The 22,039-nt window shown below is 46.8% G+C and carries 22 protein-coding genes; 11 read left to right on the top strand and 11 right to left on the bottom strand.

Going from position 1 to position 22,039, the window contains the following annotated elements; translation table 11 throughout:
- Positions 1–2: 2 nt before the first annotated feature.
- The 3 genes from UF05_RS18490 to UF05_RS18480 all read left to right on the top strand — a co-directional run bounded on the left by UF05_RS18490 (position 3) and on the right by UF05_RS18480 (position 1,976).
- A complete protein-coding gene (locus UF05_RS18490; RefSeq protein WP_045546259.1) occupies positions 3–872 on the top strand; it encodes a LysR family transcriptional regulator in 870 nt (289 codons plus the stop codon).
- Between the two features lie 4 nt (positions 873–876).
- On the top strand, positions 877–1,284 hold the full coding sequence (locus tag UF05_RS18485) for a ribosome recycling factor family protein (protein WP_443083244.1): 408 nt from the start codon (positions 877–879) through the stop codon (positions 1,282–1,284).
- A 77-nt stretch (positions 1,285–1,361) separates the two neighbouring features.
- Positions 1,362–1,976, top strand: a complete 615-nt coding sequence (locus tag UF05_RS18480) for a LysE family translocator (protein ID WP_005464091.1) — start codon at positions 1,362–1,364, stop codon at positions 1,974–1,976.
- Positions 1,977–2,076: 100 nt separating this feature from the next.
- On the opposite strand, the gene UF05_RS18475 is transcribed toward UF05_RS18480, so the two are convergent.
- Positions 2,077–2,598 (bottom strand): DUF2058 domain-containing protein, encoded by a 522-nt coding sequence (locus tag UF05_RS18475; RefSeq protein WP_005464126.1) that lies wholly within the window; start codon positions 2,596–2,598, stop codon positions 2,077–2,079.
- A gap of 135 nt (positions 2,599–2,733) precedes the next feature.
- Positions 2,734–3,738 carry an AraC family transcriptional regulator gene (locus tag UF05_RS18470; protein ID WP_045546258.1) on the bottom strand — a complete coding sequence of 335 codons (1,005 nt, stop codon included), beginning with the start codon at positions 3,736–3,738 and terminating at the stop codon, positions 2,734–2,736.
- A 131-nt stretch (positions 3,739–3,869) separates the two neighbouring features.
- Between UF05_RS18470 and UF05_RS18465 the strand changes: the two genes are divergently transcribed.
- The 3 genes from UF05_RS18465 to UF05_RS18455 are packed head-to-tail and all read left to right on the top strand — an operon-like array spanning position 3,870 to position 5,629.
- Positions 3,870–4,631, top strand: coding sequence for an SDR family NAD(P)-dependent oxidoreductase (locus UF05_RS18465; RefSeq protein ID WP_045546257.1), 762 nt, complete (start codon positions 3,870–3,872; stop codon positions 4,629–4,631).
- A gap of 40 nt (positions 4,632–4,671) precedes the next feature.
- Positions 4,672–5,184 carry a 2,4'-dihydroxyacetophenone dioxygenase family protein gene (locus tag UF05_RS18460; protein WP_045546256.1) on the top strand — a complete coding sequence of 171 codons (513 nt, stop codon included), beginning with the start codon at positions 4,672–4,674 and terminating at the stop codon, positions 5,182–5,184.
- Between the two features lie 4 nt (positions 5,185–5,188).
- A complete protein-coding gene (locus tag UF05_RS18455; protein ID WP_045546255.1) occupies positions 5,189–5,629 on the top strand; it encodes an alcohol dehydrogenase catalytic domain-containing protein in 441 nt (146 codons plus the stop codon).
- A gap of 83 nt (positions 5,630–5,712) precedes the next feature.
- On the opposite strand, the gene UF05_RS18450 is transcribed toward UF05_RS18455, so the two are convergent.
- Positions 5,713–6,837, bottom strand: a complete 1,125-nt coding sequence (locus tag UF05_RS18450; RefSeq protein ID WP_045546254.1) for an alkene reductase — start codon at positions 6,835–6,837, stop codon at positions 5,713–5,715.
- A 10-nt stretch (positions 6,838–6,847) separates the two neighbouring features.
- Positions 6,848–7,477 (bottom strand): glutaredoxin 2, encoded by a 630-nt coding sequence (grxB, locus tag UF05_RS18445; protein WP_045546253.1) that lies wholly within the window; start codon positions 7,475–7,477, stop codon positions 6,848–6,850.
- Between the two features lie 198 nt (positions 7,478–7,675).
- Here grxB and UF05_RS18440 point away from each other — a divergent pair, with 198 nt between their 5' ends.
- Entirely contained in the window at positions 7,676–8,611 is a 936-nt protein-coding gene (locus UF05_RS18440) for a LysR family transcriptional regulator (RefSeq protein WP_021821394.1), read from the top strand.
- On the opposite strand, the gene UF05_RS18435 is transcribed toward UF05_RS18440, so the two are convergent.
- Complete coding sequence (locus tag UF05_RS18435) at positions 8,564–9,475, bottom strand: LysR family transcriptional regulator (protein ID WP_021484462.1); 912 nt, start codon at positions 9,473–9,475, stop codon at positions 8,564–8,566. The genes UF05_RS18440 and UF05_RS18435 overlap by 48 nt on opposite strands.
- A 220-nt stretch (positions 9,476–9,695) precedes the next feature.
- Between UF05_RS18435 and UF05_RS18430 the strand changes: the two genes are divergently transcribed.
- Entirely contained in the window at positions 9,696–12,575 is a 2,880-nt protein-coding gene (locus UF05_RS18430; protein WP_045546252.1) for an MGH1-like glycoside hydrolase domain-containing protein, read from the top strand.
- Between the two features lie 104 nt (positions 12,576–12,679).
- On the opposite strand, the gene UF05_RS18425 is transcribed toward UF05_RS18430, so the two are convergent.
- Together UF05_RS18425 and UF05_RS18420 are read right to left on the bottom strand one after the other, a co-directional pair.
- On the bottom strand, positions 12,680–14,248 hold the full coding sequence (locus tag UF05_RS18425) for a DEAD/DEAH box helicase (RefSeq protein ID WP_020841843.1): 1,569 nt from the start codon (positions 14,246–14,248) through the stop codon (positions 12,680–12,682).
- Positions 14,249–14,583: 335 nt separating this feature from the next.
- Positions 14,584–15,294, bottom strand: a complete 711-nt coding sequence (locus tag UF05_RS18420; protein WP_045546251.1) for a lipoate--protein ligase family protein — start codon at positions 15,292–15,294, stop codon at positions 14,584–14,586.
- 225 nt (positions 15,295–15,519) lie between these two features.
- Between UF05_RS18420 and UF05_RS18415 the strand changes: the two genes are divergently transcribed.
- On the top strand, positions 15,520–15,846 hold the full coding sequence (locus UF05_RS18415) for a DUF4156 domain-containing protein (protein ID WP_020834976.1): 327 nt from the start codon (positions 15,520–15,522) through the stop codon (positions 15,844–15,846).
- Positions 15,847–15,941: 95 nt separating this feature from the next.
- Here UF05_RS18415 and UF05_RS18410 read toward each other — a convergent pair whose 3' ends face one another.
- Together UF05_RS18410 and UF05_RS18405 are read right to left on the bottom strand one after the other, a co-directional pair.
- Positions 15,942–16,970 (bottom strand): hypothetical protein, encoded by a 1,029-nt coding sequence (locus UF05_RS18410; protein ID WP_045546250.1) that lies wholly within the window; start codon positions 16,968–16,970, stop codon positions 15,942–15,944.
- A 414-nt stretch (positions 16,971–17,384) separates the two neighbouring features.
- Positions 17,385–18,533: an aminotransferase-like domain-containing protein gene (locus UF05_RS18405; protein WP_024703080.1), complete on the bottom strand. Its 1,149-nt coding sequence runs from the start codon at positions 18,531–18,533 to the stop codon at positions 17,385–17,387.
- 124 nt (positions 18,534–18,657) lie between these two features.
- Here UF05_RS18405 and UF05_RS18400 point away from each other — a divergent pair, with 124 nt between their 5' ends.
- Positions 18,658–19,527, top strand: a complete 870-nt coding sequence (locus UF05_RS18400; protein ID WP_045546249.1) for an AraC family transcriptional regulator — start codon at positions 18,658–18,660, stop codon at positions 19,525–19,527.
- Positions 19,528–19,634: 107 nt separating this feature from the next.
- Here the strand turns inward: UF05_RS18400 and UF05_RS18395 are convergent, their stop codons facing one another.
- Positions 19,635–20,672: a DUF4382 domain-containing protein gene (locus UF05_RS18395; protein ID WP_031854653.1), complete on the bottom strand. Its 1,038-nt coding sequence runs from the start codon at positions 20,670–20,672 to the stop codon at positions 19,635–19,637.
- 232 nt (positions 20,673–20,904) lie between these two features.
- On the opposite strand from UF05_RS18395, the gene UF05_RS18390 reads away from it, so the two are divergent.
- Complete coding sequence (locus UF05_RS18390) at positions 20,905–21,144, top strand: YdcH family protein (RefSeq protein WP_005479911.1); 240 nt, start codon at positions 20,905–20,907, stop codon at positions 21,142–21,144.
- Positions 21,145–21,221: 77 nt separating this feature from the next.
- On the opposite strand, the gene UF05_RS18385 is transcribed toward UF05_RS18390, so the two are convergent.
- Complete coding sequence (locus tag UF05_RS18385) at positions 21,222–21,878, bottom strand: cupin domain-containing protein (RefSeq protein ID WP_045546248.1); 657 nt, start codon at positions 21,876–21,878, stop codon at positions 21,222–21,224.
- Positions 21,879–22,039 lie beyond the last annotated feature (161 nt).

The raw sequence follows: 22,039 nt of genomic DNA, 5'->3' as shown, positions 1-22,039 counted from the left end.
CAATGTTAGATTTGAACTGGCTGCGAACCTTCGTAACTCTTGCAGAAGTAAAACACTTTGGTAAAACAGCGACGGAACTGCACATGACGCAGCCGAACGTAAGTTTGCATATCAAGCAGTTGGAGCAGGCCACGCGCACTAAACTGATTGAGCGAAACCCTGTGCAGTTGACGCAAGCGGGGAAGCGTTTGTTAGCTACGGCGCAGCGGATGCTTAATGAGCTGCAAATTTGTCAGTCGGATCTCAATGCCATCAACGATCTTACGCAGGGGACGCTTTCTATTGCGGCGAGCGATATTGTTTCACGTTTACTGCTTATCAAACCATTTCAGCAATTCAAAAGTGAATACCCGGGTATCGATTTGGCATTGTTCAATACCACGTCTTCTCAAGCGGTGGATTTGGTGAAAAGTGCGCGTGCCGATATCGGCTTTGTTATCGCACAAAAAGAGAGTCAACCGCTGCATTTTACGCCTCTCACGCAAATTCACTGGTGTGCGTTTGGCGATAACATTTTTGAGTGGCAGGACAATCGAAAAGAGAGCCAGACGTTGATTCTGCTAGGGCACGACACGCGAACCCGTGAGCTGATAGATGCGTCTTTACCTGAGTTAAATCTGCCTAAGCATCGCGTGATGGAAGTGGGCAGTGTGGAAGCACAAATCGACTGGGCAGAAGCAGGATTTGGGACCGCCATTGTGCCGGATTTCTCTCTTGATCCGAGGTTAATGCTTTCCCGAGAAGTCACGCCTTTGCCTAGTTTTCCAAACACCGATTTCGGCTACATTGTGCGCCAAAATCAGGTGCTCTCCAAAGCCGCCAAACAGCTACTCACTTGGGTTGGAGAGAATGTGTCGGTGGTTGAGGGTTAAGACGATGAAAGAAAAGGCGGTGAAAGAGACGAAGATTACGATTTCACTCCCATCCTTGATTCACCGTATTGGGGGCGACCATGCCAAGCGAGCGAAAACACTCGCAGCAGAAAAACTGTGCGATCTTAAGCGAATTAGGCGATCTCGTAACTGGCAGATTTCAGGCGAGGCTTTGGATGTAAAAGCGTTTTTAGGTCATCTTAAAAGCGAAGAGGCAGAGGTGATGCGCTTTGCGATCAACAAGATCGAGCAAGCTCTACTCGCTCACCAAGACAAGTTGGAACCTTTGGACGTGAAGTTGATACGTTTGGTGAGACAAAACCCAAACATCACCTTAGCGGAGTTGATGGCAGAAACGAACTGCACGTTAGTTCAAGCTCGCACGGCACGATTTGACGCCGAGTTGCTTTAAGATTGGTTTGTGGTTTACTCACTTTAATGGCAGATGTTAGGGTACTAACCAAAATAACTCACTAAGACCATTTTATTATGGATATTTGGAAGCTTCTCCTTTTTATTCCTGCTTGCTTCGCTCTCAATATGGCTCCAGGCCCAAACAATTTATTGGCAATGAACAACGCCCGCTGCTACGGATTTAGGGCCGCGTTTGTAGCCAGTTTAGGCAGAATTGCCGCTTTTTCAGCAATGATTGCGTTGTCGGCATCTGGCTTGGCCGTGATTTTGTATACGTCAGAAATGTTATTTTTGGCAATAAAGCTGGTAGGGGCGCTGTATCTACTTTGGATTGCATTTAACCTTTGGCGTTCAGAGTCTAGTCCGATCTCTGATTTGGACAACTCGCGCAACTACGCAGGACTTGCGAAACAAGAATTTACGCTTGCCGCTGGCAACCCGAAAGCGATTCTTATCTTTACTGCTTTCTTACCGCAATTTGTTGATGCTAATGCCAACGTTCAAGAGCAGTTCTTTGCACTTGGCTCAACGTTTTTGATTTTAGAAATGGTCGCCATTTCAATCTACGCAATCTTTGGTTTGTACTTAAGACACTGGTTTTCAAACCCGAAAATGGCGAAACGTTTCAATCGCGGGTGTTCACTCTTTTTGACTGTCTCTGGTGTGAACTTGCTGATCAGCAAGCAATGAAAAGACGTACATTGTTTCTGTCACACATTCTTTCTATAAAAAAGAGCCGCTTGATGTTAAATCAGCGGCTCTTTTCTTTAGTTTATGTGTTGCTGGTTGTTTACCACATCAAATCATCTGGAACGACGAAATCTGCGTATGGATCGTCTTCTGCCGGAATATCAGATTCTGCTTCTTTCTGTTCGATGATGACGGATTCATCACGTTGAGCAATTTTATTCGCTACTCCGCGCGGAATGACAACGTAGCTTTCACCGACAATAGCAATAGCCAAAATGCCTTTGATCAGCTGTTCGCGGATAAGTGAATCTACATAAAGTGATTTCACTAGTGTACCGTGCGTGAAGTTGTATTTGATGTCGCCATCTTTTAGGTCGATCTTGTTCATCTCAATCAGTTGATTGATTTGCGCTTTGATCTCTTTGCTTAGACGCTCTGCGTTTTGTTGTTGGCTTAGCTGTTTGTCTCGCTCTACCTGCTGGCGTTTACTCTCTTCAACCGCCGCTTTAACTTCGCGTGCTTGAACGCGTGATTTCTTTGAGCCTTTTTTCGCTTTCTTTAGTTTTTTCTCGTTAACTAAGCCCGCTTTTAGCATTTGTTCTTGAAGGGTAAGTTTCGCCATGTTTAATCCAGTTAGTGCACAATTTTCTGCATTTTAACCAGTCATTCTCTGCAAAGAAAGGGGAGTGGCTTTTTAAGCGAGAAAAGCCTCAAGAATCGCCAACAAAACATGGTCTGCTCACCCGTTTAACTCTGCTTATCTAGCCGCCATTTTATCTAACCGCCATTGCCTTGGCGATTTTCCCGTCCAGCGACGAAAGTGGCGGCTGAAGACCGCAGTTTCTGCATAGCCCAGTTGCAACGCGATATCGGTAATACTCTGAATATTCTCACTTAAACGCTGCTCAGCGAAATCCTGACGCACTTGCTGCAATAGCTGTCGATAACTTGTGCCCTGCTGTTTCAGCTTGCTTTGCAGCATTCTCGGATGCAGGTCCAATGCTCTTGCAACGCGCTCAACGCCGCATTCTCCGGTTGAGAGCAAACGACCAATCATGTTTGCCGCTTGGTCACTGAGATTGTTGGGGTAACGGGTTTGAAGCTCTTTGAGGTGCTGTTGAAAATGGCGCTCTAGTGCGTCTTCATCTTGGTGGTTCTTAGCGTTGAGCAGAGTCGCTTTAAGTAGGATACCGTCAAACTTATCACCGAAACGCAGTTTGTTCTGCTGGGCAAATTCGCTCTGTTCTGCCTCGAAGCTTGCGTGTTGGGTGAGGTGTAAAGAGAAGTGGCTCGCTTCAATATCAAGCAGACTGGCAATAAACATCGCCAGATGCGATACACTCAACTGCATCAACTGTGCGATACCGCGTTCGCTGTGCACATCAATACTGAGCGACAACCGTACCCAATCATCTTGTGGCGTCATGTTGAGAGTGACCCCTGACGAATGCAGATAGAGAAAATCATTCACCCGCGCCAAGGCATCACCGACCGTTTCTGCGCGAGAAACCAACATCGGCAAATCGCCCAAACTTTGCAGGTTTTGGCGCTCGGCGAGTAACGCACCAAACAGCGGTTGTTGACAACGAGCAGCCGCTTCCTCCAGCAATTCAGCCAACCTTGGATAAGCGAGATAGGTATCGGGGTCGCGAAATTGCGCCGCAGACAGCCCGACGGCTGCCATAATCTCAACCGGATTTTGCCCTAGTTCGGAAACCAAACTATCAAATTTATCGGCAGCGCCACTTCGTACGATATACATGTCTCGATTCTTAAATGTTAATAAGTTGTAAATCGCAATATATCAAATTTACTTCGCAAAAGGTCAAGTGAGTATCAGTTAGTTGATTTAAGTTACATTTTGATAACAACAACGCATGGATGAGAAGCAGTATGGAACTTATCAATAAAACGGCCATTGTGACTGGGGCGGCTGGTGGAATTGGCCAAGCCATCATTGCGAAGCTGAGAGAGCAAGGAGCCAAAGTGCTTGCTGTCGATATTTCAGAACAATCACTGCAAATGTACACAAGTTTTGACTCAAAGCCGTTGGGAACCTTTGTCGCGGACGTCACCGATTACCAACAAGTTGAAGCTATGGTGAAGTGCGCGGTCGAACAGTTTGGCTCGCTCGATATCATGATCAACAACGCGGGCATCGGCGCACCGAAACCTCTGCTAGACCACGACCCAATCGCCGACTTTGAACCCATCACTAAGGTCAACCAAAACGGTGTTTACTACGGCATTCTCGCTGCTGGGCGACAATTCCAAGCACAAGGCACACCGGGCGTGATCCTCAATACATCTTCTGTTTACGCGCAAATGGCAGCCGAGATGACCTTTAGCTACAACGTCAGCAAAGCGGCGGTCGATATGATGACCAAATGCGCTGCGTTGGAGCTAGCACCGCTTGGTATCCGTGTCTGCGCCGTCGCACCAGGACGTGTGGATACCGCAATGTTAAGGCAATACGACGAAATCGGCCTGTGGAATCACATCCGCAAAGAGCAGATGCGCCAAACCTTCACTCAACCAGAAGAGATCGCCAATGTGGTGACATTTTTGGTCAGCGAGAAAGCCAACTGTATTAACGGCTGCACTGTCAGTGCGTCTGACGGCTTCGAGAATTTCAAATACCCACTCATGGGATAGGCGAGTACGCCACATTACAGCAATAGCGAGGATGTAAGTTATGTCATTACCAGAAGTTATTCAGCATCAAGATTTCCTTTTAACGCTTAACACCAACGAAGAATCGCTCATCAAAGATGCGCTCCCAGGCGTGGATGTTTACCCACTGTTTCTCGACCCAGAAAACGGCACTTGGGTGATTCGCGCTAAATTTAAACCGGGCATCACTCTACCTAAGCACTTCCACACTGGCGTGGTGCATTTCTATACTCTGAGTGGCATGTGGCACTACGTAGAATATCCAGAGCAACCGCAAACAGCGGGCAGCTATCTTTATGAGCCAGGCGGTTCTATCCATACCTTCCATTGCCCAGAAGAATCAGGTGGTGCAGACGGTTTCATGGTGATTTCTGGTGCAAACATCAACTTTGATGACGAGGGTAATTTCGTCAACATCATGGACGCGGGTTGGATTGAGCAAGTTGTTATTGCAACAGCGAAAGCACAAGGCTGTACTGCACGCTACATCAAACCGGGTGCGATTGCTGGCCTGAGTGACGAGCAAGCGGAGTAACCCCATGCAACAGATGAACAGTATCGTGATGCAGGACGGCAGTGTCCGCCTGCAGCAAGTGGAGGTACCAAAACCCGCAGCAGGACAAGTGCTGGTTCGCAGCCTAGCCTGTGGCATTTGTGGCTCCGATCTACACATTACTCGTCACGCACCTGCTCAAGCACAAATCGTGATCTCCGGTATCCATACGACACCTGCAATCATTAACTACGCGTACGCAACAGTAAAAGAACTCGATTTGAGATTTTCTTACTACTACCTACCGCACGAGTTTGAGCAATGCCTTCAAGCGATTGCTGAACATAAGGTGCCGTGGCAGAAAATGCTCACCGCCAAAGTGGGAATAGACGGTGTCGAAGACGCGTTTAGACAGTTAATGACGCCAAATGATCACATCAAAGTCGTTATTGAACCTTGGCGCTGCGGCGCGTTAGAAGTGATTTAACTCTTAGCCAGATTAAGCTAGCTAAAACCAATTTTAGTTTGGTGACAGCCCCAACCGTAGCAGCTAGGTTGGGGCTTTTTTTGTTAGGCCTGTTCTGCGCATTCCTGTTGCAGAGCAGGGTAATCGGTGTAGCCTCGTTCGTTTCCGCCAAACAACGTTGAGCCATGGAGTTCTGCCAACGGATGGTGATGTTGCAATCGAGAGACCAAGTCTGGGTTTGCTACGAATGGTCGTCCGAATGCGACAAGATCCGCGTAGCCTTTCTCTAACACTTCGTTTGCTCGTTGAGGATCGTAGCGACCTGCGACAATGATAGCGTTGCGAAAGCGCTTTCTAAGTTCGATTCGAAACGTCTCGGGAATCGTTGGTGCATCGGCCCAATCGGCCTCGGACAAGTGCAAGTAGGCAATGTCGCGCTCCTGTAGCTGTTTTGATGCCTCTAGGATCGTTGGCACGATATCTGGGCAGTCCATATCTTTAAACGTAATGAATGGTGCCAATCTCACCCCAACTCGATGCGCACCAACAGCGGCGATAACTGCATCCACTACTTCGATAAGAAAACGGATACGATTTTCTCGTGAACCACCGTAGTTGTCTGTTCGATGGTTTGAGTTGGTTCTTAAGAACTGATCGATCAGATACCCATTCCCGCCGTGGATTTCTACACCATCAAAACCCGATTCAATGGCGCGCTTGGCTGCGTTCGCGAAATCACCGACAACTCGGTTGATATCCGCTTGTGTCATTGCGCGAGGCTCAACACAATCGACCATATTGCCGTTGCCTTGTTCATCTGCAATCCAAACTTGCGTCTCTACCGGAGCGAGCGCAGATGGTGCGATAGGCTGTTCACCATTTTGGAATGTTGGGTGAGACACTCTGCCCACATGCCATAGCTGACAAAACATCGCTGCGCCTTGTAATTTGACCGCTTGGGTCACACCTTGCCAGCCCGCCACTTGCGCATCGGTGTAAACGCCAGGGGTGAACGAGTAGCCTTGAGAATCGTCCGAAATTTGTGTGGCTTCGGAAATGATCAGCCCGGCAGAAGCGCGCTGTTGATAATACGTTGCCATCATCTCATTCGGGATGTTGCCCGGCTGAGTGGTGCGTGCGCGAGTCATTGGTGCCATGACAATACGGTTTTGTAGTGACAACGCTTTCAGTTGAGCTGGTTCAAACAGCTTATTTGTTCTTTGTTTCATGTTGCGCTCCTCAGATAAGTACTGGCACGTTGGTCGCTTTACGAGCGGTTGCCATCCAATGAAGTACGGCTGGATCCCATTGCACTTCGGGCGCACTGAAAAAGCCGCGTAGAATGGAAAACATAATGGCTTGATCAACCAGTGACGTTTGCTTTTCTGAACTTAGGTTGAGCAAGGGTTTGGTTTGTTCTATCAAAGCGGCGACTTCTTTCGCAATCGCAGGTGTATCGTTAATCAAAGCTTCAAAATTTAACGCTTCGGTTTCTTTTTTTGCACGCCATGCTTGTTTAGCGGTTTCTGTTGCAAATTCCGGTAATGTCATGTTTGACCAACGCGGATACCCGACTTTTTGTAGCGGTAAAAACGCTTGTTTTTGCCAGTCTAAAACCGGTGTTGAGGGTTGGCTGCTTTCGTTGGAAGATGATAATTCAAGGAAGTAGTTGATGATGTCTAAGCTTTCCGCCATGGCTTCACCATCGTCTTTGATCAAAAGAGGAACTTGTTTTGCGCCGATGATGTTTGTGGTGGTGCTCTCGTCGTCATACGCAATGTTGATGACGTCGAGCTGAATATTCAGCATGCCTGCAACAAAACGGACGCGGGCGCTAAAGGGGCAATGTTCATAAATGTACAGTTTCATTTTTGTTTCCTATCTCTTGGCTGGGCAGGGCGTGTTGTTGTGCGTTGAACAGCGTTACGGCGTTTAACTTTGCCCTGTCACATAACGTTCTGGGTCTAAACAATGTCGATAGGGTCAGTATATGGATTCGACTTAATTTGATAATTGGGTAATATCTGAATTGATTGTTCAGTTTTTCCAAATAATAAGGGCGCGAAGATGGATAAGTTTTCGGATATGACGTTGTTTGTCAGCATCGTTAAACATCAAGGTCTGGCAGCGGCGGGAAGGGAGTTAGGTTTGTCTCCGGCGACGGTAACGGCAAGGCTGCAAGCGATAGAAGAACGCTATGGCGTAAAGCTGCTCAACCGAAGCACACGCCACGTATCACTCACGGACGCAGGGGCAATGTACCATCAAGCTTGTCTGAACATCATTGATAGCGTGAAAGAGACGGAAAACTTACTGCAAACGGGTATTTCGGAAGTGCGCGGAACGTTGAAAATTTCAGCTCCACGAGATATTGGCAAACAAATTATTTCGCCGATGGTGTCGGCTTTTTCTGAGCAATATCCGGATGTGACGCCTTATCTTTATCTTAATGACAATTTATCGAACTTGGCTGAATCGGGGCTCGATTTGGTGATTCGTTACGGTGAGTTAGCGGACAGTAATCTCATCTCGCGCAAGCTGGCGTCGAGTCAACGTGTGCTGTGCGCGTCACCTGATTACTTGGCGAAGCAAGGTGTCCCAAACTGTCCACAAGATCTCGCGGATCATCGCTGCTTAGCGATGGTGCGCAGCAATGAAGAATTAAAAACGTGGCACTTTAAAGATGAAGAGTCTCACCAAACGATCACGGTCACGCCAAAGCGATTTTCTGATGATGGTGAAGTAATTCGACAATGGGCGTTGGACGGTGCGGGGATTGCGTTGAAATCGATTTTAGATATTCAGCAAGACCTAAAACAACAACGTTTAGTAACGGTTTTGGATGGGTATATGAAAAACTTCAGCGCCTTTTCGCAAGGCGCTGAAGCGGATCTGCATGTCATTTATCAGAGCCGCCAATATCAACCGAAAAGAGTTCGCCTGTTTTTGGACTTTCTAGTTGAGCAATTTAGCGCGCTGAGTGATGCCAGCAATCAGATCTAGATGCGATTCAGAGGTTTCTCGGCGGTGGCGATAAATCCCGACGGTGCCAGGGTTTGGTTCGTTTTCCATGGTTAAGCATCGTAAGCCAAAGGATTCCAAATACGATTGCAGGTGGCGGGTATAAGACATCACCGCGACGCTTTCTTTCAGTACATCAATACTGGCGAGCAGAGAATCCACTTCGTAAGTCGGTCTGTCATCCAGTTGCTGCCTTTCGCGTTCATTTTGTTTCGGGATTGGGTTGTCGATGACGTGAGCGAATTTCTTTGCGTCATAAGTGACCGAAAGAGCAGGGTATTCGTGCAGCATCTCTTCGGTGACGGTTTTCCCTAGCAGTGGATGGTTTGGGGAAACAAAATAGGCATCACCCGTTTGAAATAGCGGAATAAACGTAACGTCGCATTTAGACGACAAGCCGACAATCTCGTGGCCGATGAAGAATTCAATCTGTTCGTTGATTAATGAATCCATCAAGCCTAAGTGGTTGCCAAATTCGACGTGCGTAGATGCCGATGGCTGCTTGGTCAGATGTTCATTGAGTGCTTGTTTGACGAACAGCGGCCACCACGCATCGCCAGTACCCATTTTAATTTTTCCGACTTGGTACTGTTTCCGTTCATCAATGCTTTGCATCATTTGGTTGTATTCATGCTGCATCGCGTTGCTATGGCGATAGAGGATGCGTCCGTATTCGGTCAACACCATGCCATTAGGATGACGTTCAAACAGCGTCACGCCGAGATTCTCTTCCAGCTTCTTTAAATTGCTTGTTACCGTTGGCTGGCTTAACCCTGCCATTCTTGCCGCAGCGCTGATGCTTTGGCAGCGTGCAACCAGTAAAAATTGCTGCAGAGATTTGTCCATTTTCTTTCCCCTCTAAGAACGAGGGGTATTTTGCACAATTTCATTTATAAATCACAAATCTGTAATCTCATTTGATTGAAATTATGCGCATTTCATAGATCTACATCACTGTTGGGGTCTGACGTATAGATGTTGTCTATAGCTCGCTCCTGACTTCCTATTTTCCCCTCAAAAGGGTGTTCTTTAGACTGTCGCCAAAACAACAATCTAAGGGATGAACATGAAACCGAGTTTTATTGCGCTTGCTGTCGCGTCTTGTATTGGTCTTGCTGGATGTGGATCAGATTCTTCTGATGCGCCTGTGCCGGTCGACAAACCAATTATTTCAGCCGACTTATATTTACGCGGTTTAAATGGGGATTGGGGCACGGCAGAGCATGCCAAGCTAAACTATTTGGGTAATAACGAGTACGAAACCGTACTGCGCGTCGCTCGAGGTAGCAATCAGTTCAAGATTGCTGATCCGGGTTGGCAGATCCAATACACCTATTTTGAGGAGCCCGCGGCGTTCGATAAAGCTCAAGAGTACCTGCCAAAACCGGACACGAATGAAGCGTGTATGAACGATGATTGCAACTCTGAGATCACGTTTGAAGACAAAGGGTATTACAAGTTTTCTGTGAGCTTTGCCGATGAAAGTCGCGCGACAATGACTGTGACGAAAGCAACGCAAGAAGAAGCGGAAAAATACTACTCTGATGCGATTCTCGACCCTGCAATGGTGCATGAAGGGCATCAGGATAAAGAAGTGAAACTGTTCGCCAATTACGATGACTCGAGTGATACCGTGATTTTTTCGGTGAAAGATCCTAAAGCTGAGCTGCGTGAATTTGGTATTTCAACGACGACAGAATTGCGTGATGCGCTCGACCAAGGCTTAGTGATTAATGAGCAAACAGGGCCGCGAGTGGTGTCGGGTGATGTCACGTTTGACGCGTTGTTTGCGTTGACGATGAAAGAGCTAGACCAGCTTGCGGTATCTGAAATCAAAGACGGCAATTACAACTACAACAACCCAATCAAAGCGGAAGTTTTTGAGACGGGCGCGAAGTGGCATTACGTGTGGACGCGTGATTTGGCGTACGCAGCAGACCTTTCGCTTGCATTGATGAATCCAACTCGCGTGCAAAATGGTTTGAATTTCAAATTGTCCGCTTTCCGCGATACGACCGATCAGCAATACGATGGCGAGCAGATTGTGCAAGATACGGGCACTGGCGGCAGCTGGCCAATCAGTACCGACCGCACGACTTGGGCGCTTGGTGCAGAACGCTTACTTTCGGCATTGGATGGAGAAGAGTACAACCAGTTTGCCGAGCGTGCTTACAAAGCGATCAGTAATACACTTGAAGCCGATCGCCTAGCGGCTTTTGATGCGAAATCTGGTTTATACACTGGTGAGCAATCCTTCCTCGATTGGCGTGAGCAAACGTATTCAACGTGGACGCCAAACGATGTCAACGCGATTGGTAACAGCAAAGCGTTATCGACAAACGTGGTTCACTACCGCGCGATTCAGCTCGCGGCTAAGTTGGCAGAGAAGTACGATTCAACCAACGCGGTCAAATACACCGAGTGGGCTGCACAGCTAAAAACCGCTATCAACGATCAGTTTTGGAATGCTGCACGCGGTATGTACGTGAGTTATTTGTTTGATAATGGCAAAGACATCGCGGTCGACAAATATGACATGTTGGGCGAAGCACTTGCGATCATCAGTGGTGTGGCAAGTGATGCGCAGGCGAAACAAATCATGGCCAATTACCCACACAGTGAGTTTGGCGTGCCGGTTTACTTCCCTCAACAACCGGACGTGCCTGTGTACCATAACCGCGCAATTTGGCCATTTGTTACCGCGTACAGCTTGCGCGCCGCGCATCAAACACAAAACGTGGCAGCAGTGAACAATGCCATTCAATCGTTGGTTCGTGGTACGGCAACCAATTTATCCAACATGGAAAACTTAGAGTGGCTTTCTGGTAAGTCATTCATCATCCATAGTGATCATGGCGAAGATCCGAGCTTGGATGGCCCAGTGATTAACTCTCAGCGTCAGCTTTGGTCTGTGGGTGGCTACTTGAACATGGTGGTAGAGACCCTATTTGGCATCCATACCGAAACAGGTAAGTTGGAAGTGAAGCCATTTATCACAAGTTGGGTGCGCAATAAGTTGTTGGCTCAGTCTGAACAAATCACGTTGGAAAACTTTGCCTTTAAAGGAAAGAACTACTCGGTAACCATTGATTTGCCTGAAGTAAGCAAAGATGAAACAGGTTACTACCCAGTTGAAAATGTCACGATGGACGAAGAGGGGCATTTCCACGTGACACTGGGCGCGCTTGTGAATGTAGATAGCAGCATTACTTTAGTTTCTGGGGTGAAACCGTATGTGAGTGAAGACAGTCGCGTTTATTCTCCGCAAGAGCCAACATTGGTGGTAAAAAGCGTTGATAATTCGGTTTCGATTGACGTGACGAGCAAGTACAACGTGAACTTGTATCGCAATGGCGAGCTGATTCAAAAGAACGTGATTGCTCAATCTTATTCCGATACGCCAACAGGTTTTGCTTGTTATTTGGCTGAAAGCATTAACGATAAAGGCTTCCGTTCTAACCCAAGCCAACCGGTTTGTGTCGGTGAAGAGATCCGCATCAAACTTGATGGCGAATATCAGCCACTCAAAGACAATGTATCGGTAGTTACGGTGAGCAAAGACAGCGGCATCGTAAAAGGTGCAGAGTCGTTTACAGCGCCTGTAACGGGCACTTACCAGTTCGATGCTTGGTACAACAATAACCTAGGACAACTTAATACCGGCATCACGAACACCGTGAAATTGTTAGAGGTATTGGATGATGCAGGTAAAGTGGTTGGCCAAGGTTACTTGCAGATGGGCCATATTGGTGAAAACCAAGGTATGCGTTACTCAACGCCAATTGAAGTAGCGTTGGAGCAGGGGAAAACCTATCAGATCGTGCTGAAGGACCACTTCAATATGAGTTACCTCACATCGAATGAAACCTACATCTACGCTGGTGGTATTGAGGGTGAAAAGAACGAAGCGCAAATCGCAGATATTCGAATCACACCTTTAATGTAGGCTGTTTTAACAAAGCTGTGTTCTAAAAACGGTGTTCTAAGAAAGACAAAGCCGCTGAGATTATCAGCGGCTTTGTTGTATTTGCTATCGGGGCTGTTTGCAGATTAGTTTGCGGCCTGTGGACGAGGCTTACGACGCTGGCCTGATGGTTTGTTTCCTGCAGGCTTAGCATTGTTTGGCTTGCGGTTACCAGACGGTTTACCAGCGTTGCCACTCTTATTACCGTTTGGTTTATTTCCACTCGGTTTATTGCCATTCGGCTTGTTGCCGTTAGGTTTGCGGTCATCTGGTTTACTGTTTGCACGACCTTGGCCTTCACGGTTGCCTTTAGGCTTGCCCGCACCGCCTTGGTTGGTGCTGTTTTTGTTGCCGTTGTTACCACCGTTGAAGCGACGCTTAGGTTTGTTTGCACCATTGCCTGTTTTCTTTTCGGTTGCTGGAGCGTTTTCACTTGCAGCATTTGGCGTTTTTGGTTTTTTCGGCTTCTTAGGTTTTTTCGGTTTGATTGGGCGCGTATCCAGTTTAGATTCTGGCACCACATTGGTTGGCGCAAAACCTTCCAGCTCTTTACGTGGTAGTACTTCTTGAATCAAACGTTCAATCGCAAACAACTCAGATGCTTCTAGCGCACACACGAGTGAAATCGCTTTACCTACTTCGCCCGCGCGGCCAGTACGACCAATACGGTGAACGTAGTCTTCTGCCACTTTAGGTAGCTCAAAGTTCACCACTTGCGGCAATTGCGGAATATCGATACCGCGCGCAGCAATGTCCGTCGCGACCAACACACGAATTTCACCCGATTTGAAATCCGCCAGTGCTTTGGTACGCGCACCTTGGCTCTTGTTGCCGTGGATGGCAGCAGCCGGTAGGTTTTGTTCTATAAGGAACTTCGCCAGGCGGTTTGCGCCGTGTTTCGTTTTCGTAAACACCAGCACTTGCTTCCAATCGCCGTCTTTGATCAATTTAACCAACATCGGAGCTTTCTTCTTCACGTCTGCTGGGTAGATGCTTTGCTCAACTGTTCTCGCCGTCGAGTTTGCCGGGTTCACTGAAATCTCAACCGGGTTGTTCACCAAGCCTTTCGCAAGGTCGCGGATTTCATCCGAGAAAGTCGCAGAGAAAAGTAGGTTCTGACGTTGTTTTGGTAGCAGAGCTAGGATCTTACGAATGTCACGGATAAAGCCCATATCCAACATGCGGTCTGCTTCATCCAGCACAAGAACTTCTAGTTGGTCGAACTTCACCGCATTTTGGTTGTACAAATCCATCAGGCGGCCTGGTGTCGCAACCAACACATCCGCACCTTTGCGAAGACGCAGCATTTGCGGGTTGATCTTCACACCACCAAAAACAACCGCACTGCTTAGTGGAAGATGACGGCCGTACATAAACACGTTTTCTTGCACCTGAGCCGCAAGTTCACGCGTTGGCGTCAGGATAAGTGCACGAACTTGGTTAGCACGAACGCGAGGGCCGTTCGATAAACGCTCAAGAATCGGTAGCGTAAAGCCTGCAGTTTTACCTGTACCAGTCTGCGCTGCTGCCATTACGTCTTTCCCTTCCAAAATAGCAGGAATTGCTTTTGCCTGAATTGGCGAAGGGGTGTCGTAGCCTTTCTCTTGAATAGCTTTAAGGATTGGAGCAGATAGACCTAACGAGGTAAAACCCATATGTATGATTCTCAATTGTAGAGTTAGATAACAACGCGCCGAAAACAAATCGGTGCGAAAAGTGCGACATTCTGAGGCTTTTACGCGTGGGCTTCAACTAATTCCGTCATGGATAAATGTTTGAACTGGATCTCATTTCTTTTTGGCAGACAAAACTGATACCTGGTTTGGCCGATCGATTGAATGGTTTTACGTTGGTGATGAGCATGCTTGCATCGCTGTCACGGCATGCAGTTTGAGTTTATCGAATACTTCTCGGAGAAAGGCAGCGAACGAAATGACTATATCCAATAGCTAGAAGCTGTTCGGAGCAAGGGTGAGGCTTGCTCCTTTCATTACTCAGCTTTTGCATGCGTTAAAAACGCACTCGTCAATTGCTGAAAGAGTGAATCTACCGATGGGCGGTCGGATATATGATGGAAGAGCGGTGTGTGGACATCACCACGAATATCATCGTCATGACCACAAAGGTGATTACATAATCGTACTGGTTCGACAATCTTCTCGACGTCGGCATCAATCAGAATGCATGCTTGTGACAATACCACTTGTCCGCCGCTTTTTTTAAGCAAAACACGCTGCGCGGTTCCCACGACTTTTTGCCCGCCAATGTTGAGGTTATACTCGCCATCGCAGTAGGAATAAGGCGTAGCATGAACATCCACTTTCACGCCTAGCTGTTCAAAGAAAACCGTTAATATCGCACATAAATCGAGATACGCTTTTTTGATGTTGTAAGGCTCACCTTCTGGCCAGTGATAGATATGGGATAGATTAATAATACCCGGTACCTGAGGGACTGGTGCACCACCGGTTTTACGAGAAAAGAGCTTCCAGCCAGACGTATTTAACGCATGTTCCAATTCATTAGACACTGGCCATTTCTTGCCCGCGGGAAGCACGAGCGTCGGGCTTTTTACTTGCCAAAGTAATAGCACTTGCGAGAGTTGGTTGGATTGAACTTGTTTAATGAGCTCATCTTCTTTTTCAAATGCATCAGCGACTTCCGTAGCTGTGTAGCGAGTTAGCTTATTCTTAGCAACCAAAACTCTATCCCTCGTGTGTAATTAATCGTTACTGTTTTATCTCAGATACGGTTTTATTGCTAGGTCTGTGATTGCGAGGTTTTTACTCGTTAGATGCGTGGGCACTTTTTGGTTTTTTCCGTTGTCCATTAGCTCTACTTGAACGCGCGATAGAAATATTTTGTTGGTCATCGCATAAGCAACTCATAAAATCCGCCATCTATAAAAATTTTCGGCGATATGAATATGAAAAAGCGAGTGATGTGTCTCGCGTTAGCGGCATCATTAACGGGGTGTGTGACGTTCCCAACTCAAGAATCTGAGCAAGTACAGGTGCTTTGGGATAATGTGAATGCGATTGAAAACTGTGAACTAATGGGGACCGTGATCGGCTCAGAAGGGCACTTTTACGACTACTGGCTTCACGCAGATAAAGACATGGTTTGGGGTACGCTAAACCAAATGCGCATCAAGGCGGCAGATTTAGGCGCAGATACCTTGTATTTATACCAACCGTTAAGCTTTTCTACGTCAGTGACGATGTTTGCAAACGCATACAAGTGCAAACAGTAGCGATTTGCTTGCTCATAACTGAAAGACAGGCGTCGCTCGCCTGTCTTTGATGCGCTCAACAAACATTGGCTTGTTCGTTATGTTCTCTCTCGCCGTTAATTCACATTGGCTGTTGCTACCGCGATAGAGTCGGAAAACGACAGCGTGAAATCTTGCTCTGTATTGAGTACTTTGGCCGGAAACTCTAAGCTTAATTGCGCGTGTGGCGCGACTTTTGAAGCAATACTGGTGACGAATTTTCGAGTTTCTCCTGGAGAGATCGACAAGCTGTTTCCACCTTTGGATGAAAGCTCGGCAATGCCCATAGTTTGCAGCGTGTTGCCTGCCGTATCAGCCAGATGCAGTAAAGATTCTGACTTATAGACCAACTCTCCACTTTCGGTGCGATAGGCGCTAAAAGTGTTGAAGTTTGGCTGTAATGAACCTTGAGAACCTACGTTTGTGACGGAAAACATCACGTTAGAACCATCAAAATTCTCGACTTTCACCAACACGTTACCGTCTTGGTAACGAGCGGCTGCCGCAGCACTTGCTTGCTGTTTCTGCCTCTGTTTTTCTCTTTCAATGTTGCTCAATTGGTTTTGCTCGTTTGCTATGCGGTTTTCAGCCATCGCGTACGATTGATCCACCATTGCCAACAGCGCTGGGATTGAATACAGCGTTAGACCTTCCAAATGGTCAAAGTCGATTTTGGCATGCTGAGTAAGTTCGTGATTCGAGAACTGGCAGTAGCCATCAATCAAGCTAACGAACGCGACTTCAAAAGTGCCCTGTAATCGGCTTACTTCCTGTGCGGCTTTTTCTAAATCTGAGCGTACTTTTCGGATCTCTTCCAATGTCTTTTGTGGCAAACGTCCATTGGGCGATACGTCATTGGAAACCGAGACCAATTCTTCGGTCACAAATGGATTGTTTTGGGCGGGAATCACTGTGGTGATGCGGTTGGATTTGGTGATGTCTTCGCCCAATAAGACCATCATTTTTTGCGATACGGCGGTTGTGTTGCCCGCTAATACGTCACTACAGTTTGGAGACGTACTCGCATACGCGGCGAATGCGGTAAAAAGTGAAAAGATAACGGACCAGCCAGTGGTGACGAGTCCTGTCGTGGTTCGAGTGTTCATCCTGATAACCCCTCTGTCATTTGGTGCGATTCACTGACGTAATTGCCAATCAAGCGACTGGCTCGCGACATTCAGAATGGTTTTGGTCAATCCTTCGTAGTGGGTATGCCCGCAGATGCTTTCTAGTCGATTTTTCAATCGCTAAGCCACGACTGAGTAAAGTGTCTGAAATTGAGAGCATTAATGCTGCGAAGTTGATGTCTTTTGTCTGAAAGATAGACGTAACTTTTCTAACCATCAAATACGTGATTAGGTTCTCATTTTTATATGAGTGATAGGATCAAGAGAAAACAGGCACTTACTGTAGAGAGTTGATTTGAAGGAAAAATATAAATTTTTTTGGGGAACTTTTTTGATGCTGCCTTTGAGACTTTTTTCGAATCTCAAAGGCAGGTTCTAATGCGGGGTACTCAATTACAAAGCGTTAAGTACATCCGCAAGTCGAGTGACAGCCGTCGTCAGTTCTTCTGGTGTGGCATTGGTAAAGTTAAGACGCAGAGCGGCTTTTACCTTGGAACCTTCCGGATAGAATACCGGGCTTGGCACCACAGCAACCCAGTTTGCGAGTAGAGTTTTCGCAAGTTCGAACGTGTCGCATTCTGGAATTTCGACCCAGACAAACATGCCACCATCGACAGGTTTGAGCACGCAACTTTCTGGCAACTGTTTTTGCAGCTCAGCAAACATGACATCGTAACGCGATTTGTAAAGTGCGCAGATGGTTGAAATGTGTGTTTCGAAATTGTCATGCTGAAGTAGACCATGCAGCAATGCTTGCATAGGAATACTAGAGTGCAGATCTGCACCTTGTTTGATTTTGATGAGTGGCTCAAGGTAACTGCGTTTGCCGGTAACCACACCAATACGCAAGCCTGGTGAGGCGATTTTGGAGAATGAACGCAACACGATGGAGTGCTGCGGGCAGAAATCCGAAACCAGCGGCAGAGCTTCACCAGAAAAACGCAGCTCGCGGTATGGTGCGTCTTCAATGAATGCAACGTCGTATTGGATACAAAGCTCGGCAACTTTTTGGCGAGTCTCTAGCGCCCAGCATACGCCCGTTGGGTTGTGAAAATCGGGCACGGCGTAGAACATTTTTGGTTGCTGTGTGGAAAAGCATTGCTCGAGTTCTTCAAGGTTTGGGCCACACTCGGTTTGCGAAACGGTCACGATGTTGGCTTGCACTAAACCGAATACTTGCATAGCACCAAGGTAGCTTGGTGCTTCCATCACCACTTTATCGCCCGGATTCACGTACGCACGCGCAATCAAATCTAGCCCTTGCTGAGAACCCGTTGTGATCATCGCCAAATGAGATTCTGGCAGTTGGTAATAATCGGTCAAAAAGTTAAGTAGCGGTGCGTAGCCTGCTGTTGCGCCGTATTGAAACACCTCTGGCATGTTCGCGAGGTTTTCTAGCGTCGGTTTCATTAAGTCGATCGGGAAGGTTTTTTCGTCCGGCAAGCCACCTGCAAGCGAAATGACGTTCTTATCACTCGCGGCGGCGAGGATCTCTCGAATGTAGGATGACTTAGTTTGTTGTAATGACTGTGCGATTTCCATGTGCTGTGCTTCTCGTAATTGTCTTTTTTATGTCAGAAATAGTATAGGTAAATTGCTAAGCTTGGTGTGTCCGTTTATGCTGTTAAATATGTCCGTTTATGCTATTTGAGCGAAAGTTTACTTCGTGAGCCATCAACAAGTTTCCAGAATCAATGACGTGCTGTTTTACATTCATCAGGACATTAGCAGAGAGCTATCGGCTAAAGAGCTAGCGGATGTTGCAGCCTATTCTGAACAACACTTCCATCGTATTTTTAAAGATGTGGTGGGGGAGTCCATCCACCAATATATCCGCCGTACGAGAATGGAATACGCCGCCAATCAACTGATGTTTGATACCGGCTCATCGGTGTTAGACATTGCTAACAAGTGCGGCTTTAACTCGGTATCTTCTTTTAGCCGAGCGTTTAAAGCGACGTTCGCTATGTCACCTGGTGCGTGGCGAAAGCATGATTTACAAGTCGCAGAAAAACCGTATTTGAAGGATCCGGAAGTGGCAGCGGGTTATCATCGGGTTGCGAAACGCGAGTTGCCAGAACCAAAAATTATGGAGGTCCCACAACGCTTTGCGGCGTATGTTCGACATGAGGGCTATAACCGTTCCATTCGCAATGCGTGGCTGATTTTGAAAGCGTGGGCAAGTTCTGAGAATCGGGACTTTTCGGTTCAATATGGTTTGCATCACTCCAACCCTGCTTGGGTTGAGCTCGACAAGTGTCGTTATGTGGCTTGTATGGCGATTGATAAGCCGCTCAAAGTACGCGGTGTCGTGAATCAAATGACGATTCCGGGTGGTTTACATGCCGTTTTTCGCTTAACGGGAGTATATGGTGAGCTTCTTCCTCAACTGAGTATGGTATTAGAGAAGTGGTTGCCTAACTCCGGCTTTAAGCAACGTTCCACGCCCGCTTATGTTCATTATCATAAAAACCATTTCCTCAGCCATGATGAGGCGTTTGAGCTGGATTTCTATCTACCCATCAGTTTTTTCTAAGCATCAGAAACACGCGGCTTGGCGAAAAGAATGCAGTCGCATGGAACGAAAAGGCAGAGCCCAAAACAAGCTCTGCCTTATTTTTAGAATCTCTTGATAGGTGGTGGTTAGAAATTGGCATCCGTATCGGCACCAGCCGATACCGTTAACCCACTTGTTGCTTGATAAATACTGAAGGTTTCTCCGGCGACAATACCTTCTTCAGAGTCATCATTTGCAGTACAGGTATAGCCAACCGAGTAGGTGCCGGGTTCTACAAAACCAAACTCGTATTCGTAATTGACTTGCTCCATATCTGGAACCACGTTGGCTGCTGCAATTGGTGTGGCTTTTCCGTCTTCGCCAGCAAATGGCCCCATGTCCTCTTTGGCGACGCTGCCTTCATATAAGTAAACGGCGTGCGCATAGTCGTTTGCACTGGACGTATCAATTTCGCAATCCGCATAGGTTTGTGCGGCGACATCGCCCTGAATTTCACCTGTCGTAACGGTGTTGATCAAGGTCACCGAAGTGCGTTGAATACTGTACCCTTCGTTTTGACCCGTTCCGTCTTTTAAGCCTCGACGCAGATCAAACTCGACTACGAATTCATTGTTATCAGGATTAACCGCAAAGGTGTTATTAAAGAACAATACCCCAGAGTTAGGCTCTTTACCCACGCCTTGAGGACAAGCACCATCGCCTTTGACGGTCAGTGGGATTTGATTTCCTGTCGCTTCGTCAATCACATACGATGGGTAGTCGGGGTGATCGCCATCATTGGCAAATACACACAACTTGTAGTTGCCAGAAGGAATCACTTCATCTTCAACCAGCTCTTGAACATCACTGCCTTGATAGTTGAGCAAGTTAACACTCAACGGCAGAGGATCTTCACCATCAGGAATTAGATTGCCGTTTTCATCCACGTAATTGCCTTCTTCATCGGTTTTATACACCTCAAAAATTTGTGGTGATCCGCCATCAAGAGGAAGGAAAGCAACTTTGCTGTAAGTGATGACCACTTCGGAAACGTCGTCTATCGGCGCATCAGAGACGGATAGAGTGACAGGGGTTGTCGTGGTGATGGTATTACTGTCAGAGTTACAGCCAAAGAGTGCTACTACCACCGCTGCACCAACTAGGCTGAATTTTATGGTGTTCATTGGGGTTACCTTCTTAGTGGGAAGTCTATTAAATGTAGTAGAAAATGATGAGATTTTGGCCAGGAGACGGGGGCTTTTGAATACCAAATAGTTAAGATATTGTAAATTAAATACGTTGCGTAAAAGTGTGGTCAACTCGACGATATCACCCCGAATGAAGTGCTATGGTTAATATTGAATTGCTTAAAAAACAAGCAGAGTAAACATCAATAACGCCACTCAAGAGGTCTCTATGTTAGGTGAAAATCACTCATTAACCCATGAATTCCCAGAACATTTGGATACCATCACTCAGCTTAGCCAAAACGATGCATCATTTGCTGAAAACGTTAAAAACTATAACGCACTCGATAAAGAGATTCGTGTATTAGAGCTGCAAGGCAGCCCGATAGATGACCACGCCATGAATGTGCTCAAGCATAATCGAGCGGAGCTAAAAGACTGGCTGCACTCCCGAATTATGGGTTCTTAACCAAGCAATGAGTATCGGCTCGTATTAACGAGCCGATTTTACTTGTTTGTTATGCCCTTAAAGTTTCGCATTTCCATTTAACTTCCGAGCGGCAAATGTCCTGTTTTCACCCAAATTACCGTTTCTTCTTCTACAAAAGGGAAGTGCTCACTCATGTGAGGCGAGCGCAACCAAGTATGTGTTGGGTATATACCTAGCTCATCCCTAAACTCGCCAGACAACACAAAAACTTCTTCTCCACCAAAGTGTCTGTGAGGTTGAAACTTTTCGCCTTTGGGCCACTTCACCAACGCAACATGCTCGTGCTTAAAATCATGTAACGGCATCACTTGTAGTCCGCCAATGCCAGGCAGCCATTCTGTTTCTCGAGTATTGATTCGAACAGTTTTAAGATCGTTCGGATCAAATTGATTGAGCTTGACCAAAATGACACAACCTTTCTCGCTAAACGGCGCGTGCTGACTGCCGGGTGGGTTACGAAGATAAGAACCTGCTGGATAGTCGCCATTTTCGTCAGAGAAGACACCATCGAGCACAAAAATTTCTTCTCCGTAAGGGTGAAGGTGAGGAGAAAAACGCGATCCTGCTTCGTACTTCACTACACTGGTTACGTGACCAGATTCTTTTGCCTCTCGCTCCAATGGCTTACGCCACACTCCTTGAGAGGGGCTAGCAACCCAATTTTGTCTGCCTGTTTCGATGACGACCCTTTGAGAAAAATCCATATTCAACATACTGAAATACCGTTACTTATTTTGTCGGTTCTTGCTCCAATTATACGTTTAAAAACGTAATTTGATGCAATGGTTGGTTAAGAAATGCTCAACGGTTTTCTGAATACAAATGGGTTCTATTTTCAATTATTCCTTGTGTAATGATAATTGTTATATTATAA

Source organism: Vibrio sp. S457-15 (assembly GCF_000960545.1).
Taxonomy (GTDB): Bacteria; Pseudomonadota; Gammaproteobacteria; order Enterobacterales; family Vibrionaceae; genus Vibrio; species Vibrio parahaemolyticus.
This window is presented reverse-complemented; position numbering and strand designations above follow the sequence as displayed.